This window comes from Polyangium jinanense, assembly GCF_028435365.1.
In genome coordinates, this window is the sequence record NZ_JAGTJJ010000001.1 from 890,665 (window position 1) to 912,934 (window position 22,270).

Annotated in this window: 20 protein-coding genes; 10 read left to right on the forward strand and 10 right to left on the reverse strand. The window is 67.7% G+C overall.

Annotated features, from left to right (window positions below; all coding sequences use genetic code 11):
* Positions 1–2: 2 nt before the first annotated feature.
* The 4 genes from sucD (at position 3) to KEG57_RS03700 (ending at position 4,827) form a co-directional block, all read left to right on the forward strand.
* On the forward strand, positions 3–875 hold the full coding sequence (gene sucD, locus KEG57_RS03685; protein ID WP_272417981.1) for a succinate--CoA ligase subunit alpha: 873 nt from the start codon (positions 3–5) through the stop codon (positions 873–875).
* 222 nt (positions 876–1,097) lie between these two features.
* The gene (locus KEG57_RS03690; RefSeq protein ID WP_272458125.1) at positions 1,098–2,159 is read left to right on the forward strand and encodes an alpha/beta fold hydrolase; all 1,062 of its coding nucleotides are present in this window, start codon (positions 1,098–1,100) and stop codon (positions 2,157–2,159) included.
* A 73-nt stretch (positions 2,160–2,232) separates the two neighbouring features.
* A complete protein-coding gene (locus tag KEG57_RS03695) occupies positions 2,233–2,853 on the forward strand; it encodes a DUF4360 domain-containing protein (protein WP_272417979.1) in 621 nt (206 codons plus the stop codon).
* A gap of 207 nt (positions 2,854–3,060) precedes the next feature.
* Positions 3,061–4,827: a GMC oxidoreductase gene (locus KEG57_RS03700; RefSeq protein ID WP_272417978.1), complete on the forward strand. Its 1,767-nt coding sequence runs from the start codon at positions 3,061–3,063 to the stop codon at positions 4,825–4,827.
* Between the two features lie 12 nt (positions 4,828–4,839).
* Here the strand turns inward: KEG57_RS03700 and KEG57_RS03705 are convergent, their stop codons facing one another.
* Entirely contained in the window at positions 4,840–5,568 is a 729-nt protein-coding gene (locus KEG57_RS03705; protein ID WP_272417977.1) for a PP2C family serine/threonine-protein phosphatase, read from the reverse strand.
* A 51-nt stretch (positions 5,569–5,619) separates the two neighbouring features.
* The gene (gene pip / locus KEG57_RS03710; protein ID WP_272417976.1) at positions 5,620–6,594 is read right to left on the reverse strand and encodes a prolyl aminopeptidase; all 975 of its coding nucleotides are present in this window, start codon (positions 6,592–6,594) and stop codon (positions 5,620–5,622) included.
* A 111-nt stretch (positions 6,595–6,705) separates the two neighbouring features.
* Between pip and KEG57_RS03715 the strand changes: the two genes are divergently transcribed.
* Together KEG57_RS03715 and KEG57_RS03720 are read left to right on the forward strand one after the other, a co-directional pair.
* Positions 6,706–8,547 (forward strand): hypothetical protein, encoded by a 1,842-nt coding sequence (locus tag KEG57_RS03715; protein WP_272417975.1) that lies wholly within the window; start codon positions 6,706–6,708, stop codon positions 8,545–8,547.
* Positions 8,548–8,831: 284 nt separating this feature from the next.
* Entirely contained in the window at positions 8,832–9,293 is a 462-nt protein-coding gene (locus KEG57_RS03720; protein WP_272417974.1) for a hypothetical protein, read from the forward strand.
* Between the two features lie 75 nt (positions 9,294–9,368).
* On the opposite strand, the gene fumC is transcribed toward KEG57_RS03720, so the two are convergent.
* Positions 9,369–10,766 carry a class II fumarate hydratase gene (gene fumC / locus KEG57_RS03725; protein ID WP_272417972.1) on the reverse strand — a complete coding sequence of 466 codons (1,398 nt, stop codon included), beginning with the start codon at positions 10,764–10,766 and terminating at the stop codon, positions 9,369–9,371.
* An 86-nt stretch (positions 10,767–10,852) separates the two neighbouring features.
* Here fumC and KEG57_RS03730 point away from each other — a divergent pair, with 86 nt between their 5' ends.
* Positions 10,853–11,863: a fatty acid desaturase family protein gene (locus KEG57_RS03730; RefSeq protein ID WP_272417971.1), complete on the forward strand. Its 1,011-nt coding sequence runs from the start codon at positions 10,853–10,855 to the stop codon at positions 11,861–11,863.
* A gap of 7 nt (positions 11,864–11,870) precedes the next feature.
* On the opposite strand, the gene KEG57_RS03735 is transcribed toward KEG57_RS03730, so the two are convergent.
* Complete coding sequence (locus KEG57_RS03735) at positions 11,871–12,302, reverse strand: hypothetical protein (protein ID WP_272417970.1); 432 nt, start codon at positions 12,300–12,302, stop codon at positions 11,871–11,873.
* A 290-nt stretch (positions 12,303–12,592) separates the two neighbouring features.
* Here KEG57_RS03735 and KEG57_RS03740 point away from each other — a divergent pair, with 290 nt between their 5' ends.
* On the forward strand, positions 12,593–12,907 hold the full coding sequence (locus tag KEG57_RS03740) for an RpnC/YadD family protein (RefSeq protein WP_272417969.1): 315 nt from the start codon (positions 12,593–12,595) through the stop codon (positions 12,905–12,907).
* A gap of 100 nt (positions 12,908–13,007) precedes the next feature.
* Here KEG57_RS03740 and KEG57_RS03745 read toward each other — a convergent pair whose 3' ends face one another.
* From KEG57_RS03745 to KEG57_RS03760, 4 genes are read right to left on the reverse strand one after another with little or no spacing between them, the layout of a single operon-like run.
* Positions 13,008–14,039, reverse strand: coding sequence for a formylglycine-generating enzyme family protein (locus KEG57_RS03745; RefSeq protein ID WP_272417968.1), 1,032 nt, complete (start codon positions 14,037–14,039; stop codon positions 13,008–13,010).
* Entirely contained in the window at positions 14,036–15,937 is a 1,902-nt protein-coding gene (locus KEG57_RS03750; RefSeq protein WP_272417967.1) for a M20/M25/M40 family metallo-hydrolase, read from the reverse strand. The genes KEG57_RS03745 and KEG57_RS03750 overlap by 4 nt, the downstream gene beginning before the upstream one ends.
* A 34-nt stretch (positions 15,938–15,971) precedes the next feature.
* Positions 15,972–16,385, reverse strand: coding sequence for a hypothetical protein (locus tag KEG57_RS03755; RefSeq protein WP_272417965.1), 414 nt, complete (start codon positions 16,383–16,385; stop codon positions 15,972–15,974).
* A 60-nt stretch (positions 16,386–16,445) separates the two neighbouring features.
* Entirely contained in the window at positions 16,446–17,639 is a 1,194-nt protein-coding gene (locus KEG57_RS03760; protein ID WP_272458126.1) for a mechanosensitive ion channel family protein, read from the reverse strand.
* Positions 17,640–17,685: 46 nt separating this feature from the next.
* Between KEG57_RS03760 and KEG57_RS03765 the strand changes: the two genes are divergently transcribed.
* The gene (locus KEG57_RS03765) at positions 17,686–18,606 is read left to right on the forward strand and encodes an alpha/beta fold hydrolase (RefSeq protein ID WP_272417963.1); all 921 of its coding nucleotides are present in this window, start codon (positions 17,686–17,688) and stop codon (positions 18,604–18,606) included.
* 153 nt (positions 18,607–18,759) lie between these two features.
* Here KEG57_RS03765 and KEG57_RS03770 read toward each other — a convergent pair whose 3' ends face one another.
* A complete protein-coding gene (locus tag KEG57_RS03770) occupies positions 18,760–19,755 on the reverse strand; it encodes a nucleoside hydrolase (RefSeq protein WP_272418620.1) in 996 nt (331 codons plus the stop codon).
* 56 nt (positions 19,756–19,811) lie between these two features.
* Positions 19,812–20,528: a hypothetical protein gene (locus KEG57_RS03775; protein ID WP_272417962.1), complete on the reverse strand. Its 717-nt coding sequence runs from the start codon at positions 20,526–20,528 to the stop codon at positions 19,812–19,814.
* 146 nt (positions 20,529–20,674) lie between these two features.
* Here KEG57_RS03775 and KEG57_RS03780 point away from each other — a divergent pair, with 146 nt between their 5' ends.
* Entirely contained in the window at positions 20,675–22,237 is a 1,563-nt protein-coding gene (locus KEG57_RS03780; RefSeq protein WP_272417961.1) for a 4-hydroxyphenylacetate 3-hydroxylase N-terminal domain-containing protein, read from the forward strand.
* The last annotated feature ends 33 nt before the right edge of the window (positions 22,238–22,270 follow it).

The following is a 22,270-nucleotide window of genomic DNA, read 5'->3' on the forward strand; positions in this document are numbered from 1 at the left end:
CGATGAGCATTCTCGTCAACAAGGACACGCGGGTCGTCATCCAGGGCATCACCGGGGAGTACGGCTCGCAGCACGCCCGCGCCTGCCTCGCGTACGGCACGAAGGTCGTCGCCGGCGTCACGCCCGGCCGCGGCGGCCAGCGATTCGAGGACAAGGTCCCGATGTACGACACGGTGGAAGACGCCGTGAAGAAAGAGGGCGCCGACGTCTCGTGTATCTTCGTCCCGCCCGTGGGCGCGGCCGACGCGATCGTCGAGGCCGCGGACGCCGGCTGTCGGCTCGTCATCTGCATCACGGAGGGCATTCCGGTCCTCGACATGGTGAAGGTGCGCCGGTATCTCGAAGGCAAGCCCACGCGTCTCATCGGGCCGAACTGCCCCGGCATCATCACGCCCGAGGAATGCAAGATCGGCATCATGCCGGGGCATATCCACAAGAAGGGCCATATCGGCGTCCTGTCGAAGTCGGGCACGCTCACGTACGAGGCCGTCGGTCAGCTCACGGCAATGGGCGTGGGCCAGTCGTCGTGCGTGGGTATCGGCGGCGACCCGGTCGCGGGCATGGACTTCATCGACGTGCTCGAGCTCTTCAATGAAGACCCGGACACGCACGGCGTGATCATGATCGGCGAGATCGGCGGCGGCGCGGAGCAGAAGGCCGCGGCGTGGATCAAGGCGAACATGAAGAAGCCCGTGGCGGCGCTGATCGCGGGCCGCGCCGCGCCTCCCGGCAAGCGCATGGGCCACGCGGGCGCCATCATCTCGGGCGGCAAGGGCACGGCAGCCGAGAAGATCGAGGCGCTCGAAGACGCCGGCGTGAAGGTCGCCCCGACCCCGGCCGACATGGCGTCGACGCTGATGAGCCTGATGAAGTAATCGGCTCCTCCCTCCCCTCCCCTCCTCGCATTTCCTCACCCCACATTCGTTCGGCTCGCCTGTCCGGGTGAGTTCTGCGCGTCCTCGACGTCTTCGGCGCTCGTGTCCGTCGCGGGTTCCTCCCGTGTGCTCTCATTTTCCAGTGCGCTTACCGAAGCCTGGCCTGCGGATGGCAAGCAGAGGGGATTGCTTCCGGCTCTGCCGGATCAGGAAGGACGTCCCATGAAATCCGTGGCCATCTGGAGCCGCCTGCTTTCGCTGGTGACATTCCTGTTTGCACGTCCCGCATCCGCGGATCAGCCCGGCGAGCAGGACCTCTTGCTCCAGGTAGAGCTGCGTCCTCTGGTGACGGCCGATATCGAGGCCCACGTGCTCGTGAATCCAGACCATCCGAGCGGAGGCCGCACGTTCGTGCTGCTCCACGGTCTGGCCCACACCGGCGACGCCCTTCGACCGCTGGTCGAAGCCGTATTCGCGAACAAGGCGCTCAAAGCGTCGAGGGCGGTGCTCCTGAGCCTGCCCGGCCATGGCGGGAGCTCCCTGCCTCAGGGCCAAGGCGTTCTCTTTGGAGACCTCACGCTCGACGATGACGCGGCGGCCCTGATCGGCGCCCTGGATGCCCTCGCGGCTCGCGGGCTTCGCCCCGATGTCCTCGTGGGCCACAGCATGGGAGCGGGAATCGTCGAGCACGCGCAGGACCGGCTGATTGACGACGAGACCGACTTCCGAACCCGTTTCGGCATCAAAGAAGTCGTGCTGCTCGCCTCCACCATTCCGAACGCGGTCCCCCCGAACGTGTTGCCTTGGGACCTCGCGGACTCCGGCGCGGGCGCGGCGTTTCTTGCACCCCTCGTCATCCTTTCGGATCCGATTCTCGGCCCTCATCTATCCATCCCTCCCGCGGTCTGGCCGGGCCTGTTTTTCACGAACACGATCGGCGACCTTGCGCCGGGTGCGCCGAGCGCCGCCGACGTCGTCGCCCAAGGATACATCGCGCCCGAGGCGCTGACCGCCAGCCTGGAAATGCTCGGGGCCGGCGGATGGAGTCGCCCCACGGTGGGTCCGGGAATCTTCGGTCGACGCCACGGGAGCGAGGCCTGCGTCATTGCCTTCAGCGAGGACATCTTCATCGCCGTCGACGAGGAGATGGCTCTTTATCGTTATCTCACGGGCGACACGCAATACCAGCGCTTCGTGCTCGTGACGCGCTCCGATGCCGTCCACGACATGCTCATCTCGGCCCCCGATGCCGTGGCCAGCGCGATGGAGACATGCTCGAAATGAGCTAGGGCCGGGGCTCCGGCTCGCTTGCCGAGCCGGCGAGGCCGTCTCATGGAGGCCACGGGAGGCCACGACCATGAGGCATTTCGCGCTCTCTTTCCTCGCCTTTTCCGCCGCGATCGCCGCCTTCTCCGCGGAAGCGCGGGCCGAAGCGCCGGAGGCGTTCTCCATCCGCGACCTCAAATACTCCGGCCCCGGCTGCCCCGAAGGATCCGTCGCCTACCTCGCCTCGCAGGATGCGGAGGCCTTCACGATTCTCTTTTCCAAGCTCTACGCCGAGGTCGGCCCGAACGTGGACCGCGGCAACGCCAAGAAGCGCTGCAATCTGAACATCCTCTTCGATTTCCCGGCTGGCTGGTCCTTCGCGATCGAGGGCGGCGAAGTGCGCGGGTATGCCTTCCTCGAAGCGGGCCTCAGCGGCATCATCCGCTCGACGTATTCGTTCCCCGGCCTGTCCCGCGAGGAGCGCGCGTTCGAAATCGTGCTCCAGGGCGAGATGGCCGATAATTACGAGAACCACGACGTCGTTACGCCGGACCGCCCCGTCCCCTGCACCGGTCGAAAAAACCTCCACATCAAGACCGACACCGTCATCGACGACCGCTTCGCCCGCGGCAAGAGCGGTCTGCTCACCGTCGACAGCGTGGACGGAGTGGTTCGACAAACGTATCGATTGCGCTGGACCCGCTGCCGCTGACCAGCCTGGCTCGTCGAGCCGGGTCCACGGTAGCCGTGATCGAAAAGTCTTGACGTCGGGGCGGCGATTGATGTTGGATGGTCGTACGATCGCCCACCGAGCACCCACCACACGGTGTCCGTGCCGGCGGGGTGCGGGGGCGAGCGTGGGCTCGTCATGTCCGAGCTCGAGGGGGCCATCAAAATACATCTGAAAGGGGAGGGACCCATGAGCGCTGCCTCGTCATCGCCCAATTTCAATTACGGTTTTCCGACGCCCGGCCCGCAGACGCCCAGCGGCCAGAAGGTGATGAACCACGTCTTCTTCCTCTCCGAGACGGAATGGAAGAGGGTGCGAGAAGAAGAGAAGCTCGACCTCATCATCATCGGCAGCGGCTTCTGCGCCCTGGCCCTCGCCGAGCGCACGCTCGACCGGAACCCCCACGCCAAGATCCTCATCATCGAGCGCGGCTCGTTTTTCCTCCCGCAGCACTTCCAGAACCTGCCCATCTCCTATCAACGCACCCTGGGCGGCCTCTCCGAGACCTTCCCCTGGACCCTGTCGGTCAATACAGCGAAACAGCCGAAGGGCAACATCCAGTACCAGCACGGGATGGTGCCTTTCTTCGGCGGCCGCAGCACCCTGTGGAGCGCGTGGTGCCCCCGCCCCACGCACGAGGAAATGGCGGGCTGGCCCGAGGAGGTCATTCAAGCCGCGAACCGATACTTCGAGGATGCCGAGAAGCTGCTCAACGTCGTCCCCGCCGACAAGATCGACGAAAACCTCGACGAGCCCAAGCTCCGGCGCAAGGTCGCCGAGAGCCGCCCGGTCTACTCCAAGCTGCAGAGGCGCCTGCAGAGCATGCTGAAGGACAACCGCCACGAGATCCCGTCGATGACGCGCTTCATGGCGGCGCCGTTGGCGGTCGGGGCCGGGGTCCAGGAGGGGCTCGATTTCGCGAAGTTCTCGACGCCCGCCCCACTGCTCAACCTCATCGACCGTCAGGCACGACGCGCGAAGATAGGCGAGGGCAACCCGCTGTACATCGTGACCGACTGCGTGGTCACCCGGATCCTCCAGCAGGAGATCCTCCGAGGCGAGAGCAAGGAATACCACGCCACCGCGCTCGAAACTTCGCGCGGCGTGCTCAACGTGGGTGACGCGAACGTGGTCCTCGCCATGGGGACGCTGCCGGCGACCACGCTGGTGCTCAATTCATTTCCGCAGGTCGAAAAGGCGGGCACGCGCTTCACGTCGCATTTCATCACCTCGGTGGTCGCGCGGATCCCCCGGGACGCCTACTCCTTCGGCGACGAGCTCGAGGAGCTCGAGCTCGCGGCGATCTACGTCGCGGGCGAGGACCCGAGGAGCAAGATGCAGTACCACGTTCAGCTCTCCGTGCTCTCGGACAAGAACCCCGAAAAGTTCGCTGAAAAGGCAGCTCGCTACATGCCCGACGTCGTGGCGACGGCTTCGCCCGAGCAGCTCGCGACGTCCAAGGACCACCTGGTCTTCGTGTGCGCCGTGCTCGGAGAAATCGACCACGACAACCCCGAGAACTTCTTCCGCCCGAACGGCGGATCGGATCCCACCACCAACGTGACGTTGCAGGTGCTCGCCAGCGACAAGGACCGGCAAACGTGGGATACGATGGATGAGGGCACGTTCCAGCTTCTCGAACGCGCGCTTTTGCCGAAGGGCGCGAATGACAAGGGGCTCGAATACTGGCACGGCGAACCCAACGAGGGCGCATGGTCGCAGGTGCGGCCGAGCCCCACGCAGCGCCGCGTCGCCGGCCTCGTCCACGAGGGATCGACCCTCTGGATCGGCAAGGGCAACGAGGGCGTGGTGGACCTGAACTACAAGCTCAACGGCGTGGAGAACGTGTACGTGACGGGCGGCGGCCTCTGGCCAGCCAGCGGTTCGTGGAACCCCACCCTGACGATGGTCGCCCTCGCGCAGCACCTCGCCGACAAGCTGGCCAAGCGAAGCTAGGGAATCCGGGGCTCAGGGAAACCGGCTCCGCCGCCTGCGCGAAGGCACGCCCGAGCTCCGCTTCGAGCCTGCCGTGATGATCCGCCGCGGATAGAGCGAAATACGCTTTCGCGCCACGGGGTTTGGCGGCAAAAACGAAATGGCCACCGCGGCAACGTCCGCCTCGTTCGCCCCGTGCCGCACCGCCGTGAGCCCTCCGTCGAGGAAACGGCTCACGAGGCCCTCCATGGCCTCGTCCGCGCTCGATGCGAGCAGACCGTCCGTGAACAGAAGCAGGTGCCGCACGCCCGCGAGCTTGCGCACGCCCGCACGCACGTGCGCCTCGGCCGAAAGCTCGCCGGAGAGCACGTGCTCGTCCTCCGGCGCGAGCCGCTCGAACGAGCCGTCCGCCCGCACCACGACGACCTGGCTCCTTCCGACCATCACCCACTCGAACGCGTCCTTCGCCACCCGCACCACGGCCGCCGCGCTGCCCGTTTGCGAGCCGCCTTGCGCCCGCGCCTCACCGATACGCCGATTCGCCTCCTGACAGAGCTCCGCGAGCGGCGCGCTCGTCCGCTCGCCGAACACTTCGCTCGCGATCACCCCGCTCCGCGCCCCGTCGAACACGCCGTAGACGTGCCCCGACACGAGCAGCACGTCCTCGTTCGGGGTCACCTCCCCGTGCGATTTGGACGAGGCCGCTTCGAAGAGCGTCTCGACCGTCATGGCCAGCGCTTTCCGGGGGGCCTTTCGCTTCATGTCCTCGACAATGAACCAGGTCCGCGGAGCGACGTCAATCGCCGGGCACGCTCACTTCTTGCTGCGGAAAGCGTCCGTCGCCGTGACGAGCTCGTGAACGATCCCCGGCTCGAACGCCGAGTGCCCCGCGTCGGGCACGATACGCAGATTTGCCTCGGGCAAGGCGCGGTGGAGGTCCCAGGCGCTCTTTGCGGGACAAACCACATCGTAGCGCCCTTGCACGATGACCGTGGGGATGTGCCGAATGCGTACCGCGTCCGTGAGGAGCTGCCCGTCGTGCTCGAAAAACCCGCGGTTCACGAAGTAATGGCACTCGATGCGGGCGAATGCGTCCGCGAACTTGTCGCCCGCGCACCGCGCGATGTAATCCGGATTCTGCAAGAGAAAGCTCGTGCTGCCCTCCCACACGCTCCACGCGCGGGCAGCGGCCTGCCGCACGGCCGCGTCTTCGCTCGTGAGGCGCTTGTAATACGCGGCCACGATGTCGCCTCGCTCCGCCTCGGGGATCGCGGCGAGGTAGGACTCCCAGGCGTCGGGGAAAAACGCAGCCGCGCCGATGTCCTGGTAAAACCAGTCGATCTCCCACTTGCGCAGGAGGAAAATCCCCCGCAGCACGAGCTCGGTGACGCGCTCCGGATGCTTCTCCGCGTACGCGAGCGCCAGTGTCGAGCCCCACGAGCCGCCGAAGACCTGCCAGCGCTCGATCCCGAGGTGCTCGCGCAATTGCTCGATGTCCGAGACCAGGTGCCAGGTCGTATTGTCCACGAGCGAGGCATGGGGGGTGCTCTTGCCGCAGCCGCGCTGATCGAAGAGGACGATGCGGTAATGGGCGGGATCGAAGAACCGCCGCTGCTTCGCGTCGCTGCCGCCGCCGGGGCCGCCGTGCAGGAAGACGACGGGTTTTCCGGCGGGATTGCCGGACTCCTCGAAGTAGAGCTCGTGCACGTCGGAGACGCGCAGGCGCCCGGTGCGGTAAGGCTCGATTTCTGGGTACAGCGTCCTGGGAATGGAGAGAGAACCGGCCATGGGCGCGCGAGCTTGCCAGACAGGCTCACGTCTGTCCATCGGGGGAATCTTCCAGGTCGCTCGAAACGCGTGGTATGTGTCGGGCCCCCCAGGGAGGGAGAACGCTCCATCATGAACGAACCCATTTCCTCACACGCGGCCGATCACGAGCCGCCTCCGCCCGAGCCTGTCGACGAGCTCGTGGAAGACCGCAAGAAGCGCGGGCGTCGGCTCGTCACGTTCGGAGCGCTCGCGCTCGTGATCGGGGGCGGCGGCCTCTTCGGGCTGCTCCGGTATCAGGACGCGCAAAACACGAAAGCGCTCTCCGAGGCGTGGAGCGCGTTCGCCACGTGCACGATCGGTCCCGAGCTCGACGAGAACGAGGCCGCGAGCAAGCGCTTCCGGCGCGTGCAGCTCGAAGCGATGACGATGACGGACGCCGAGCGGATGACGCCGGGCGTGGACAAACCCTGGCCCGCCGCGTGCGCGCCGCTCGGCCACGCCGTCGCCGAGGTCTGGAAGAGCGCGGGTCGCACCGAGGAAGGCGGCAAGGACCTCGGCGCGATGGCCGAATCCCTGGCGAAATCCCTGGCCGAGCCGACAGCACGCATGGCCGACCTCTCCGAGGCCATCGACGCGGCCTTCACGCAGGCGAAAAAGGCCGCCGTGCAGCGCGTCGTCGTCGAGAAGGGCCCGCGCGCGCCCGAGGCGGTCCGTCCCCTCGACGCGACGCGCCTCGACGAGCTCACCGAGCCCCTCTCGCGCACGGCGTTCACCTTGCGGGCGGCCTACACCGACGCGCACCCGGCGGGCGTGATGCGGCTGCTCATCGAGGAAAAGGGCGTGGAGAAGGCGCCGTTCCTCTGCACGTTCGCCGCGAAGGACGCGAAGGCCACCTGCAAATCGCTCCCGGGCTCGCTACCGAAGGGCCACGGCCTGCGCCTCTGGGGCACGGCCGACGACGACTCCGCGCCGCTCGTCTTCGCGGGCGAGCGTGGCCAGGCCGGCATCTTTCGCGCGGACAGCGGCGACAAGGTCGACGCCATGTACAGTTATGGCGGTTATGCCAAGAAAGACGGCGCGGCCGCGGCGCTCGGGTTCGACGAGAAGACGAAGGACCTGCTCCTCACGCGGAAGGCCTCGGGCGGCGAGCCCGGACGCACCAAGATCGAGCCCGATTTCCGCGTTGGCAATTATTATTATTCGACGCAGATCCTCTGGGATCACCTCATCCTGCGCGGCGTGACCAAGCAGAACGAGCGCCGCCTCTTCGTCTCGCCGTATGGCGTCGCGGGTAAAACCGAGCCTTCGTTCGCCGACATCGGCGAGCTGCCCGAGCCGGGCCTCGTCGAGGGCGGCGCGGACGAACCCCCGCACATCGGCGGCTGCCGATCGTCGGAGGCCATGGTCGTTCGCGTGAAAGGCTACGACAACGATTTCATGAGCTTCCTCGTCGGAGGCAAGTGGAGCCCGCCGATGTCGCCCAAGGTCAGCGACGGCTTGCTCTCCTGCCACGGCACCGAAGCCGTGGTCACGCGGCTCTATCCGGGCGGCCCGGACAAAGGCTGGGCCACGAAGATCGCCCAGAGCCAGTGCACGACCGCCGGCTGCCGCGTGCACGACGTCTCGTTCGACAAGATCCTGAAGGGCCAATACGAGTTCGGCCCGCGCGAGCTGAAGGTCGACGCGGTCGACGTCAACGGAAAGCTCCTCGTCGTGTGGGCGGCGGGCGAACGTGGCGGCGTACGCATGCGTTATGCCAAGGCCGAAGAGATCGAGCGCGCGGACGACTCGATCCTCTACGACGACCTCTACAAGGACGGCCAGGTCCAGAAGCTCTCGACGCTCTTCGACCTCCGGCTCTTCTCCCGCGATGGATTCGCGATCCTGCTCCTCTCGACGGTGACGGGCGTGTATGCGCTGCGCCTCGACACCGGCGGCGGGATGACGCCCGTCGACGTCACCTGGGAGTGACGGCGCCACGCGAGCCCCACCACGCTTCATGTTTGCCGCCGCGTGTCACGTCCGGGCGGCGCAAGCAGCCACCCGAGGAAGGACCGTAGGCACGTCGGGCCCTTCCGCGGGCGAGCGGCTCGGAACGCGACCGCGCGCTGGAAAATGCCGCCTGCGTGAGGAGACCCTCTTTTCACTGTCGCTGGCACTCGCTATATTCGTGTTTGCCATTGGATTCGGGGGCGGTTCTCCGCCTCCCACGGTCACCGGCGCGCGCGCGGCGTGCGTCCATGGAGGAGCGTGCGATGGGAGCTTGCACGAAGGTGCTGGGAGCGGTCGTCGCGATGGGAATCGCGCTCGGCACGCCTGCTTTGGCTTGGGCGCAGGCGCCTCTGGCGCCGCTGTCGGAGAGCGGCTTGCCCTGGCAGCCCGGTCAGGTGTTTACACGAGCGACCCCGTTCGGGGACGGCTACCAGCGTGTCCTGCGCGATACGTTCGAGGCATTCGAGGCATTCGCGGATCTCTCCCGTTATGGCGCGCCGCCCGCCATCACGCCGGCCGTGCAAGTGAGCGTCCCCTCGCAATTCTGGGGCGCGGACATGCGCACGTTCATTCCGCCGAGCCCCGAGCAGCCCATCATTTACGTGGGGCCGGCGCGGGCCCAGCTCATCCCCATCGAGACCGCGTCGACGGTGGTGGCTGAGTCCCGCGGCATGCAGGGCGTGCTCGTGGGCTTTCAGCTCGAGCTGCCCTGGATGATTCCGTAGGGGCCCGAAACAAAACGCTTCCGGTCGCCGGGCGCGCGTGGTGATCCCCCTGGCCACGCGCGCCCGGTATTTCTTTCAGGCCGATGGGCTCGGGCCGATCATGCGCTCGGGCCGCACGATCGCGTCGAACTCTTCGCCGGTGAGCAGCCCGAGCGCGAGTGTCGCCTCGCGTAGCGTCGTCCCCTCGGCGTGCGCCTTCTTCGCGATACGCGCGGCCGCGTCGTAGCCGAGCCGCGGCGCGAGCGCCGTCACGAGCATCAGGCTCTTCTGGAGGTTCTCCGCGATGCGGGCGCGGTTCGGCTCGATCCCGCGCGCGCAGTGCTCCTCGAACGAGGCCATCGCGTCGCCGAGCAGCCGGATCGACTGAAGCGTCACGTGGAGCAGGAGCGGCTTCATCACGTTGAGCTCGAAGTTCCCGCCCGCGCCGGCGATCCCCACGGCGACGTCGTTCCCTTGCACCATGGCCGCGACCATGATCACGGCTTCGCTCTGCGTCGGGTTCACCTTGCCCGGCATGATGGAGCTGCCGGGCTCGTTCTCGGGGATCGTGATCTCGCCGAGCCCGGCGCGCGGCCCACTCGACAGCCACCGCACGTCGTTCGCGATCTTCGTCAGGGTCGCAGCCAGCGTCTTCAGCGCGCCGTGGGCGAACACGATCGCCTCGTGCCCCGCGAGCGCCTGGAACTTGTTCGGCGCGGGCACGAACGGCAAGCCCGAGAGCGCGGCGATCTTCGCGACGGCGCGCGTCGTGAACTCCGGATGCGTGTTGAGCCCCGTCCCGACCGCGGTCCCGCCGAGCGCGAGCTCGTAGAGCGGCGGCAGCGCCCGCTCGATCATCCCCTTCACGTGATCGAGCTGTGCGACCCAGCCCGAGATCTCCTGCCCGAGCGTGAGCGGCGTCGCGTCCTGCAGGTGCGTCCTTCCGATCTTCACGACCTCGGCGAACGCCTCGGCTTTCCGCGCGAGCGTGTCGCGCAGCGTGGTGAGCTTCGGCAGCAGCGCGGCCGTGATCTCGGAGGCGATGGCCACGTGCATCGCGGTCGGGAACACGTCGTTCGAGCTCTGGCCGAGGTTCACGTGATCGTTCGGGTGGATCGGCTTCTTCGAGCCGAGCACGCCGCCGCTCGACTCGATGGCGCGGTTCGCGATCACCTCGTTCGCGTTCATGTTCGTCTGCGTCCCGCTGCCGGTCTGCCAGATCGAGAGCGGAAAATGCGCGTCGTGCTGGCCTTGGATCACCTCGTCGGCGGCGGCCACGATCCGCTGCGACTCCTCTGGCCCGAGCAGCCCGAACTCGGCGTTCGTGAGCGCGGCGGCCTTCTTCACGATGCCGAGGGCGCGGAGGAACGGCCTCGGGAAGCGCTCGGCGCCGATCGCGAAGTGATGCAGCGATCGCTCCGTCTGGGCGCCCCAGTAGCGGGAGGCCTCGACCTCGATGGGTCCGAACGTGTCGGTCTCGATGCGCGTCGTCATGCCGCAGGCTTAGCAGCGTCCGCGCTTGTCATCTGTCCGGATCTTTGCCACCTTCCGCCCCCGACGATTCTTACGTGGAGCGAGTGATGGCCGGACAGGGCATGGACGCGGTACCCCGGGAGATCTTGCGCGCGGCCTACGAGCGCAAGCCGATCTACCTGCTCAAGATTCCGCTGCATTATGGTCTCTGGGCGGGCCTCGCCTGGGTCCTCTACGCGACGCAGCATCATCGCTTCGCGATCCCGATCGGCATCGTGGTCGCGTTTACGATCGCGAACCTGATCCGCGGGCTCGGGGCGGCGGGGCACGACGCCGTGCACGGAAATCTCTCGCGTTCGAAGACGATCTCGTACTGGCTCGCGCTCCTGTGCTGGTCCCCGTCGGGGTTTCCGGTGACGCTCTACGCGAACTATCACCTGCACCATCACAAGATCACGAACACGTATCCCGACGTCGACAACGTCGTGGTCACCGATTACACGAAAAATCCAACGCTGGCGAAGATCTTCCTCTTCTGCGTCTACACGTTCGCGTACCCGATGTATTTCCTCGGGCAGATGATGAAGTTCTACATGAGCCGCCTCACGCTGGGGCAGCAGGTGCGAACGCACCTGGAGACGCTCGGTTACTTCTCGCTCGTGGGCCTCGCGGCCTGGAAGATGCCGTTCCAGGTGTGGTTCTTCTGCTTCGCCCTGCCCTTCATCTTCGGGGCGATCCTGGCGAGCGTGACGTCGATGATCGAGCATTTCGAGATGCCGGCGACGGACGACGACGCCTACAGCTCACGCACGTACGGGACGAAGAGCGATTTCCTTAATTTCTTGTGGAACAACGTCACGTACCACAACGAGCACCACAAGTACCCGGGGATTCCGTTCTACAACCTGAAGAGCTTCCACCACGCGGCGTATCCCCATTACGACGAGCGGGTGAAGGCCGAATGCTACGGCTCGGTCCTCGGCCCGACGTTCATGCTCTGGGGCCGCATCCTGAAGCTCGACGTCGACAAGCTCGAGGAGAAGTACCGCGACCTCGACAAGCAAAAAGAGCGCGAGAAGATGCTCGCGGTGCAGGGCATTCAGCCCGGCGCGGCCTGATCTCGCCTCACGGTCCTCCGGGCACGCAGATCGCCGTCGGCCCGCCCGCCCCTAGACACGAAAACCCCGGATTGCAATCCTGCGCCGAGCCGCAGGGCATCGCGCACCGTCCGACCTGGGCATTGCAGCGATGACCACCGCACACGATCGCGGTGGCCTCGGTGCAGAGGGGGGAGAGCGGGCTCGGCGGGGGCGTGGCCGTGGATGTCGGCGCGGCGGACGTCTGTCCGTATCCGGCGGCCTGGCCTTGGGGCGCGGGGCCATAAGATCCGGCGACGGTGCCTTGCCCGGGCGCGGCCGCGGGCGCGTACGCGTTGCCCCCCTCGACCGTCGGGGGCGAGCCGTCGGCCTGGCTCCCGCCACATGCCGCGAAGAAGAGCGCCCCGACGAGCACGAGCCCGCCGTGGAAGCCATGTCGCCCACGATGTCGTGACCCCATGCCCACAGCCTAGCGGAGACGAGGGCCCGTGGAAAACCCCAACGAGAGGCGGGGGCGTGCTCGACGCAGTGGGTCAAAAGGCAGGGGATCGTGCCCGCCGGGCTGTGCCGGGGACGGAGGAGGCCCTCCGAGTGTGGCTGTGTCGACGCGGCTTTTTATCCCAGAATTTTATGGGTACCGCTGCACATGTTTCGACAAACGTTTTTCTTGACGGAACCCGGGGACAAACGTAAGCGTTGCACAGCCGTCCAGGAAGGAGGCGAGGCCGCGATCTCCGAAGTGTGGTAAGAATGATGTTACCCAGGGAGCTCGTGATGCAGAACTGGATTTACAAGGAAGGTTTGGAGGACGGTCGGCAGAAGGGCCGCGAGGAGGGCCGGCAGGAGGGCCTCGCCCCGCTCGCTCACCTGTTCGAACGCCGCCTCCGCCGCCCCCTCACGCCGACCGAACGTGCGACGCTGGCCGAGCAGCTCCTTCAGCAAGGCGCCGAGCGGCTCGGCGACGTGGTCCTCGACCTCTCCCCGGAGGACCTCGCCTCCTGGCTCGCCGCGACGAACGGGCACGGAGAGGGTGTTCCACAGGCGTCGCGAGCGACTCGAGGCTAGGGAGTCCGAGCGAGGCGTACACTGTACGTCGAGCGAGGCCGACCGACGCATCGAGTCCCGCAGCAGCCTGTGGAACACCCTCTGACGCCCGTCCGCCCCTTCAGGTCCCCTCTGCCTCCTTGCAGCAGCGGAACCCTTCCTCGTAGCCGTAATCGTCTTCCTTGTGGAACCCCACCGTCGGCCGGCAGCGGCCGCGCACCGGGCCCCACCAGCCGCCTTTCAGGCCGCTCCGGTTCGGGTATTTCTGCTTCGGCCGCACCACCCATTCGTTGATGTTGCCGTTCAGGTCATACACCCCGAACGGCGACACGCAGCGCGGCATCGAGCCCGTCGGCAAGCGCTGATCGAGCTTCTCGAGCTCCGCTTTGCACTCGGGGCGCTTCATGCATCGCTCGTACTTGAACAGCTTCTTTTCGCGTTTTCGATAGGCCTTGTCGATGTTGCACGCCGTGGGGTCGCGCTCGTAGCCGTACGTGTACGGCAGCATCGCCTCGCCCTCGCACGCGAAATTGAACTCGGCCTCCGTGCAGAGCCGTTTTCCCTTCGCTTCGCAAAGCTTCTGCGCGTCGCCCCATGAGACCAGGAGCGCCGGCAGCTCGCCTTTCTGGTTCGGCCATTCATAGCGGTCCATGCAGTACCGCATCGGCGTGCGTTTCTTCGAGAGGCACACCGATGGCTCCTCGTACCGCATGCACCGCTCGCTCACCGTGCTCGGCCCGGAGCCCTCGCCCCCCTCAGACGCCTTTTTCTTCTTGGCCTGGTCCTTCTCGAATTCGTCGTGGTGCTCCACGCACCGCTGCTGCACGAGCGGACAATACTCGCCCGCGACCAGCACCATATCGGACGGACACCCCTCGCTCGTCCCAGGGAGCGCCGCATTCGCGTCCGTCGCCGCGTCCGCATCCGCCGCCGCATCCGCGTCGGCTTCCGCATCCAGCGCCGCATCGGCGAGCGCTGCGTCGAGCTCCGCGCGTGCCTCCGCAGCTTCGATCGCGGCATCGGCAGCCGCGTCGGGCGCGGGCGGCGTGGAGCCACCGCCCGAGCATGCGGGCGCCGTCGCCGAAGTGGCGAGCGCGACGCAAAACAGAAGGCCGAGGCCCAGCCTCGACGGGTTCGAAAAACGCTCGCTCATCGGCCCGGGGCGGGGATGATCTTCAGGGCCACACGCTTGCCGTCGCGCTCGACCTCGACCGTGATCTCGCGCCCCGGCTCCAGATCGCCGAGCGCGAACACGTAGTCGTGCACGTTCGTGATCTCGTGCTTGTCGAGCTTCACGATGATGTCCCCCGCTTGCAGGCCCGCGCGCGCCGCGGGTGCGTCCGGACGCACCCCCGTGAGCTTCACGCCCTTGCCCTGCCACGCGTAGTCCGGGATCGACCCGAGCGACGCCCGGAACCCTCGCCCGCCGCCTCCGCCGCCCTTGTGTGGATCCTGCGCCGCCGGCGCCTCGACAAACGCGAGCCGCTCCGGCCGCTCCGCGACCGCTTGCGTGAGGCGCGCGGCGAGCGTCGCGATGAGGTCGATGCCGCCCACGTCGACCTTGTCGGCCGTGTCACTCGGCTTGTGGTAGTCGTCGTGCACGCCCGTGAACAGGAACGCCACGGGCACGCGCGCCGCGGTGAACGAGGCGTGATCACTCGCGCCGAAGCCCTCGGCGCCGAGCTTCAGCGTGAGCGAGATCCCCGCGTTCGCCGCGTTCACGAGCTCCGGCCACGCCGCCGCCGTTCCCGTGCCGTCGACGACCAGCGTCCGGTCACGCATGCGGCCGACCATGTCCGCATTGATCATCGCCGTCACCGAGCCGATCGGCACGGGCGGGTGCTCCACCCAGTGCCGTGATCCCAGCGTACCGAGCTCCTCGGCTCCGAACGCGATGAACACGATGTTCCGCGCGGGCTTCTCGGTGAGCTTCGAGAAACGCCGTGCCACGTCGAGCAGCAGCGCCGTCCCCGAGGCGTTGTCGTCCGCGCCGTGATGGATCTCGCGCGCGCCCGGCGCGCGCGAGTGCGACGTGCCGCCCTTGCCGAGGTGATCATAGTGCGCCCCGATCACCACGTACTCCTCGGCCGTCTTCGAGCCCGCGCGCGCAGGCAGCCGCGCGACCACGTTCCACGCGTCCGCGAACGTCGGCTCGAGCCGCGTCGCCACCGTGAGCTCCGTGCCCGTGAGCGCCTTCGGCTTCACGGCGGCCTTCGGCGAGCTCACCGCCGCGTCGTCCCACTTGATCTCCGGGAACAGCACCTTCGCCGCGCTCCGCTTGAGCACCACGGCCGGGATGCCCATCCCGCTCGCGTTCTCCGGCGCGGCCGGGAGCTCCTCGCCCGCGGCCACCACGATCGCTGCCACGGCCTTGTGCTCGCGGGCCGTGCGCAGCTTGTACCGCACGCTCTTGAAGTCGCGCAGCGCCTCGGCGTTCTTGCCACCGGACTCGGGCTTTGGCGCGCCGTCCACGATCAGCGCCACCTTCCCGGCGATCTCCTTGCCGGCGTAGTCGTCCCACGACGCCGCGGGTGCCGTCACGCCGTGCCCGACGAACACGACCTCGCCCTTCGCCTCGCCCGTCTGCGCGCCTTCCGCCGTGATCACGTCGGCCGGCGCCGGCGTCTTCGCCGCCTTCTGACCCTTCTTCGCGAGCGAGACCATCGGCGCCTCGACCTTCGCGCCGACACGCGCGGAAAACTTCTGCTTGAAGTTCTTGCCGTTCCCCTCCGCATCGCCGAACGGCTCGAGCCCGAGCTCGCGGAAGCGCTTCTCCACGTGCTCGGCCGCTTGCTGCGCGCCCGCATCACCCGTGCCGCGACCTGCGAGCTCGTCCGACGCGAGCCGCTTCACGTCCTCGCCGATCCGCTGCGGATCGCCCTTCTCGATCGGGTTTTCCGCCTTCGGCGCCGGCGCTGCGGAGGAGAGCTCCGGCGGCGCGGGCGGCGGCGGGGTGACGGGCTCGGCCGCGGGACCACAGGCGGCGAGCAGGGCGAGGATGGACGCGTGGATCGCGAGGCGCCCACGAAGGCGCAGGAGGGTCGGCTTCACGGCCAACGCCTCTACCACGAAGTCGGGCTTGCGATCACCAGGGCGATGCCTTCTGGGCCGTACGTACGAGCTCGACGGCGCGGCGGCCGATGTACTCCTCCACGTCGGCCGGGGCGATGTGCCGGTCCTTGGCGAAGTCGAACTCGCGCGGCTTGCCGTCGCCGAACGTCACGCGCACGACGGCCGCGTCTCGGGCGAGCTCCACGCGCAGGCTGAAATCGCCGAGCTTCAGCTTGAAGTCGTCCGCCTGCTCGCTGAACGCGGGCGACTGCCCCTTGTCGCGCAGCCGGTCGCTGGTGAAGCGCAGCGCCTCGGCGCCCAGCGAGAGCGCGGCCTCGGCCGTGTGGAGCGCCTCTTGGACGCGCTTTCGATGCCGTTCCTGCTCCTCGGCGTCGCGCTCCGCCTTGGTCTTCGCTGCCTCGATGAGCTCGTCTCGCCAGCTTGCCACGGGGCCTCCTCGTCTCGGACTTTTGTCACGTATCCTTCAGAACGGTCCCGCTGTAAAGCCTCACCGCTCGGACCTCTTTTCGGCCGGCCCCGGCTGCGGAGGGGACGGATAAGACGCCACGTGGATCGTCTGCGTCGGAAACGCGAACGCCGAGCCGTTTTTCTCGACGATTTCCATCAGCCCGAACAGGATCTCCTCCCGCCACGTGAGGAACTCGGTCCACTCGCACGAGTCGAGCCACACCATCACCTCGATCGTGAGCGCCGAGTCGCCGAAGCCGATGAAGTTCACGTTCACCGCGTCGGGGTAAATGCCCGGCCGCTCGGCGAGATAGCTGCGCATCTCCTCCACGATCCGCCGCACCACGGCGGGGCTCGTCGAATACACGAGGCCGATCTTCGCGTGTAGCCGCAGCCGGTCGCGGGCGCTGTAGTTCTCGATCCGCATGTCCGACAGCCGCCCGTTCGGCATCGTCACGAGTGTCCGGTCGAGCGTCCGGATCCGCGTCGAACGCAGGCCGATCTGCTCCACGGTCCCCACGAGCTCGTCGACCCTCACGCAATCGCCGATGTGCAGCGGCCGGTCCACGCCGATCGTGAACGAGCCAAACAGGTTCTCGAGCGTCTTCTGGCTCGCGAGCGCGACCGCGATGCCGCCGATCCCGAGGCCGGCGATGATCCCCGTCACGTTGAGCCCGAGCTGCCCGAGCACCAAGATGAACCCGAAGATCACGAGCAGCACCTTCGCGGCCTTCGTGGAGATCGCCACGAGCGAGAGCGCGCCGCCACGATCCTTCGTGTCGCCCGCCTTCGCGATGCGCGCCCCCACGTGGTGCGCGAGCACGTCGAGCAGGCCGAACAGGCCCCAGAGCAGGCTCGCGACGAGCAGCGCGTCGACGCCCCGGCCCACCACATCGCTTGCCGCGCGGCGCAGCGCGATCGCGGGCTCCACGGACCAGAACGCCGTCGTCCCGAGGAAAAGCGTCGCGGGTCCGCGCAGCGCGACGAGCAGCTCGTCGTCCCAGGTCGTCGCCGTGCGCCGGGCGATCGGCGAGGTGAGGCGCACGAAAATCGCGGACAGGAGGGCGCCCGTGAGCATCGACAGCACGAACGCGAGCGGCAACGCGACCCACTGCCACACGGTCACGCCGTAGACCGACTTCGTGTAAGACCAGGCCGGCAGGTTGCGGATCACCCATCCCGGCGTCACGCCGGGCTGCGCGGCGAACAGGGCGATCGGCGGTTCGTCCAGCATGGCGCGCACTGTAGCGAAGGATTCGGGGCGTGGTAGCCTCGTCCCCATGATCGCAATCGGGCCCGTCTCCGCCCGGACCGACGACGGCTGGCACCTGCGCGGCGAGGTGCTCGCCGAAGGCCGTCGGCCCGCGGTGGCGTTGCTCCTGCACGCGATGATGGCGAGCCGAAGGAGCATGGACAAACCCCGCGGCGCAGGCCTCGCCACGACGCTCGCCGCGGCCGGGCTCTCGGTCGTCTCCATGGACTTGCGCGGCCACGGCGAGAGCGGCCCCTCCGCGCGAGAGGGCGCAAGGTACACGTACGATGATTGCGTGCTCTTCGACGTCCCCGCGCTCGTCGGGCTCACGCGCTCCCTGTTCCCGGGCAAACGCGTGATCGTCGTGGGACACAGCCTCGGCGCGCACGCCGCGCTCGCTGCGGCCGGTGTTTTTCCGGACAAGGCGGCCGACGCCGTCGCCTCGATCGCCGGCAACTTCTGGTTCCCTTCGGACGAACCGAGCCTCGCGCGGCGCGCCGCGAAGGCGGCCGTCCTCCGGACGTGGCTCGCCGCGGCCGAGACGGTCGGTCATTTCGACCCCAAACCATTCCGCATCGGCTCGGATGCCGTCGCGTTGCCGTACATCCGCCAGTTCTGGAAGGTCTGGTCCTCCGATCGGTGGGGCAGCATCGACGAGCGGTACGATTATGCTGAGGCGCTCTCTCGCGTCACCTGCCCGGTCCTCGCCGTGGCAAGCGAGGGCGACAAACTGCTCGCGCACCCCGAATCCGTGACGCGTTTCTTCGCGCGCATCGGGAGCGCGCAGAAGAAGCTGCGGATCGTGACGAACGCCGAGCACGAAGGCCGGGCGCCCGACCACATGGGGCTCGTCACCGATCCGCGGTCACGACCCATCTGGGAAGAAATCGCCGCGTGGGCCTCGGCGCTCGCTGAAAAGGTTTGGGGGGACGTGGCAGCGTCGCGCTAGGACATCGATCGGTTTGCAACCGCTCGATGTCCTAGCTCTTTTGTCCCGAGGGGGACGCCTCGCGTCCCCCTCTCGACCGGGCAAAGCCCGGACGATTCACCCCCCGAGGGAAGATCGCTTCGCGATCTTCCGAGCATCCAACCGGTCGATGCTCTAGCCCTGCCGCGGCAGCGTCGCCGACGAGAAGAGCCCCTCGAACGTCGTGGCGTTCGCCGACGTGCAGACGACGACCTCGGGGAACGCAGGATCGGCCGTGGGTGTGAGGGCGCCGGTCGTGTTGTCTTCTTCGTCGAAACCGGTCGAGACCTCGAGGCGGAAGGGGGCTGTCGTCACGAGGTCCTTCGCGCTCTGCGTGCGCAGGACGGCGGCCGCGAGCGGGTCGAAGAAATTGGTCTCCCCGGCCTGGAGCTGGAGGAGCGTGTAGACGAACCCCGCGTACACGTCACTTCCGGCAGCACTTCCATACGCGTTGACGTACGCCGTGGTGACCGGCACGTGGTTCGTCGCGTCGAGCGGCACGAGGACGATACGAAGGCCCGCGCGAAGGGCGATCTCCGCGGCCTTCGCGTCGACGAAGACGTTCCACTCGGCCTTCGTGTTGTCGTAATACCCCCAGGTGGCATCGCCCGGGTCGTACACGTTCCCCGGGACGCCCACCGCGCCGGCCATGGCGTAGATGGTGCCGATCCCGGCCTGAAATTCAGGAAGCGGCCGCTCCGCGAGCAGCGTGGCGAGGTTCGTGAAGCCGCCGATGCAAAGCATGTCGACGGGTTTGCCCCGGGCCGCGGCCGCGGCGAACGTCTGGTACAGGAAATCCACGGCGCTCGTCGTGGAGATCGTGGAGGTCCCGGTTCGTCCGGGCGGGGGCGGGATCGAGACGCCCCAAAACGAATCGATCGTGGCCCGGAACGAGGCCGGAAACACATTGCTGTAGAGCAGCGGCTTCTGGGCGCCGGGATAAACGTTCGCCGATTGTCCCCCGAAGACCAGGAGACGCTGCATGTTCGTCATCCCCGGCGTCAGGTGGGCCTCGCCCACGCCCGTGACGGTGACGCCCAGGATCTCGATCTCGGGGCATTTCATGAGGAAGAGCAGCGCGAGCCAGTCGTCCCAGCCGGCGTCGGTGTCGATCACGATCTGTCGAAGCACGTTCAAGAGGTCCTCCTCGCGTCTCCGTGCTCAGCGTGGGCTGCCGGCCGGCGCTTTCAATCGATCTGCAAATGCCAGTGCGGCGGGGCCGACTCTTCGAGCAGCGTCACGCCCTTCGCCTCGTTCACGGCCGCGACGAATGCCTTCTTGTCGGCGGACGACATGTCGCGGTTTCGCACGTCCACGGCACCAGCGCGCAGATGCGCCGAAATGTACACGCCCCGGGCGATCTGCGATTTGAGCACCTCGTGCATCGCGGCGACGACGTCGTCCGGCTCCTTGCGCGCCGCCCGCGCTCGCTCGTACGCCTGCTTGATCTCCCGCGCAGCTTCCTTGTTCCGGTAGAGCTGCATCGGATCGCCGCCGAGGCGCAGCATCTTGTACATCGCCTTGGCCTGCCGCGCCGCGTCCCGCGTCCCGCTCGTGACCGTGACGTGTTTTCCCGTCCGCTTGAAGTACGCCTCGTCGATCGCGTCCACCTTGTCCGCGACCGGATCCGGCAACGTTACGTCCGTAAGCGCACTCCACGCCGGAGGTTTTCCCCGTGGTGTCGACTTTTCGAGGCGCGGCGGCGATAGAGGCGGGCGGGCGGCTTCCTCCGGCGACAGGGGGGGCAGATCGTCGCAGTCGAGGGCCAGCGCGGCGCGCGGCTCGGCCGTGGGGATCGGCGGCAGGAGGAAAGACGCGTCGAGCTCCGCGACCTCGCGCGAGCAGCCAGCACCGAGGGCAAGCGTGCAGGCGAGGGCGACCTTTCGAGCGAGCGAGCTCCGCATGACGGCGCCCGCGATGCTCGCATCGACGGGCCGGGCGCGCCAAAAAAGCGACGTCTTTTCGCTGCGCTGTGGGGTATTCTCGGCGAAATTTACTGGAGTTCGGGCGGACCGGTCTACACTACCGGGCTTGCCCAGGAGACGACTTCATGAGCGCCCCTCCCACGAATGGCACTGCGGTCCCTCGTACCCGCCCGCTCACCGGCGCGGAGTACCTCGAGAGCCTGCGCGACGGGCGTGAAGTCTGGATCCGTGGCGAACGGGTCATCGATCTCCCGAGCCACCCGGTCTTCCGCAACGCCACGCGGATGCTCGCGCGGCTCTACGACGCCCTGAACGATCCCGGAAGGCAAGCCGCGCTCACGGCGGAGACGGAAACGGGATCGGGTGCCCGGACACACCGCTTCTTCTGCATCCCGCGCAGCATCGACGATCTCGTCGCGACCCGCGACGCCATCGCGGAATCGGCGCGCATCACGTACGGCTGGATGGGACAGAGCCCGGAAGAAGGCGCGAGCCTCGTCGCCACGCTCGGCGCCGCGCCCGAAGTCTATGGCCGCTTCGCCGAGAACGCGCGGAGCTGGTATCGCAAAGCGAGCGGACAGGCGCTCTTTTTCCACCACGCGATGCTCGATCGCAGAAGCCACCCGCCGAACGCCCCGGCCCCCACGCCGCTCTACATCGAGCGCGAGACCGACGCGGGGATCGTCGTCAATGGCACGACGCCCGTCCCCTCGGTCGCGGCGCTCTCCCATTGCAGCTTCGTCGTGCACCCGGGCATCCTGCGCGACGAGGAGCTCCTCCTCTCGTTCGTCGTGCCGCTCGGCAGCCGCGGCGTGAAGCTGCAATGCCGCCCGAGCGCCACCACGAACACGAAGCTCCACGGAAGCCCCTTCGATCATCCGCTGACGAGCCGCCTCGAAGAGGACGAGGCCGTCCTCTCGTTCGACGAGGCGCTCATACCCTGGGAAAACGTGTTCCTGTACCGCGACGCGAGCGACCGGGCGGCGGCCTTCCAGCGCGCCTCGTTCGCCGCGCGCGCGAGCTTCCAGGAGTGCACGCGCCTCAGCATCAAGCTCGAATTCCTCGCGGGCCTGCTCCTGCGCTCCGTCGAGGCGGCGGGCACGGGCGGCTCGCCGGAGGTGCGCGCTTCGCTCGGCGAGGTCCTCTCGTATCGCAATCTCTTCTGGGGCCTCACCGAAGCGCAGGCGCGGGTCCCCGCCCCGTGGGCGCAGGACGCATTGCTGCCAAACCCGGAGCATGGTTTGTCCTTCCGCATCTTTTCGACGCTCGCCTATCCGCGGCTGCGCGACGTCATCGAGCGGGCGGTGGGGAGCGGCCAGGTCTTCCTCACCGCGAACGCGAGCGACTTCATGAACCCCGAGACGCGGGCGTACCTCGAGCGCTTCGTGCGCGGGGAGAACGGCTACACCGCGCTCGATCGGGTCAAGCTCACGAAGCTGCTCTGGGACGCGCTCGGCGGCCAGATCGACAGCCATTTCGCTTCCGGCGACCGCCTGGAGAGCGCCGACGACATGCGCATCGACGTGCTCGCCGCGGCCGCCACGAGCGGGCTCGCCGACCGCTGCAAGGCCTTCGCAGGTCGCTGCCTCGACGAGTACGACCTCGAAGGTTGGCGCACCAAGGATCTCTTCACCCCGAACGAGCTCATCCCGGTCGTGTCCTCGCGGAGGCGGCCTTCGTCGTGGTGAATCCGAGGGGCCTCGGTTTCGATCCCGTTGCGA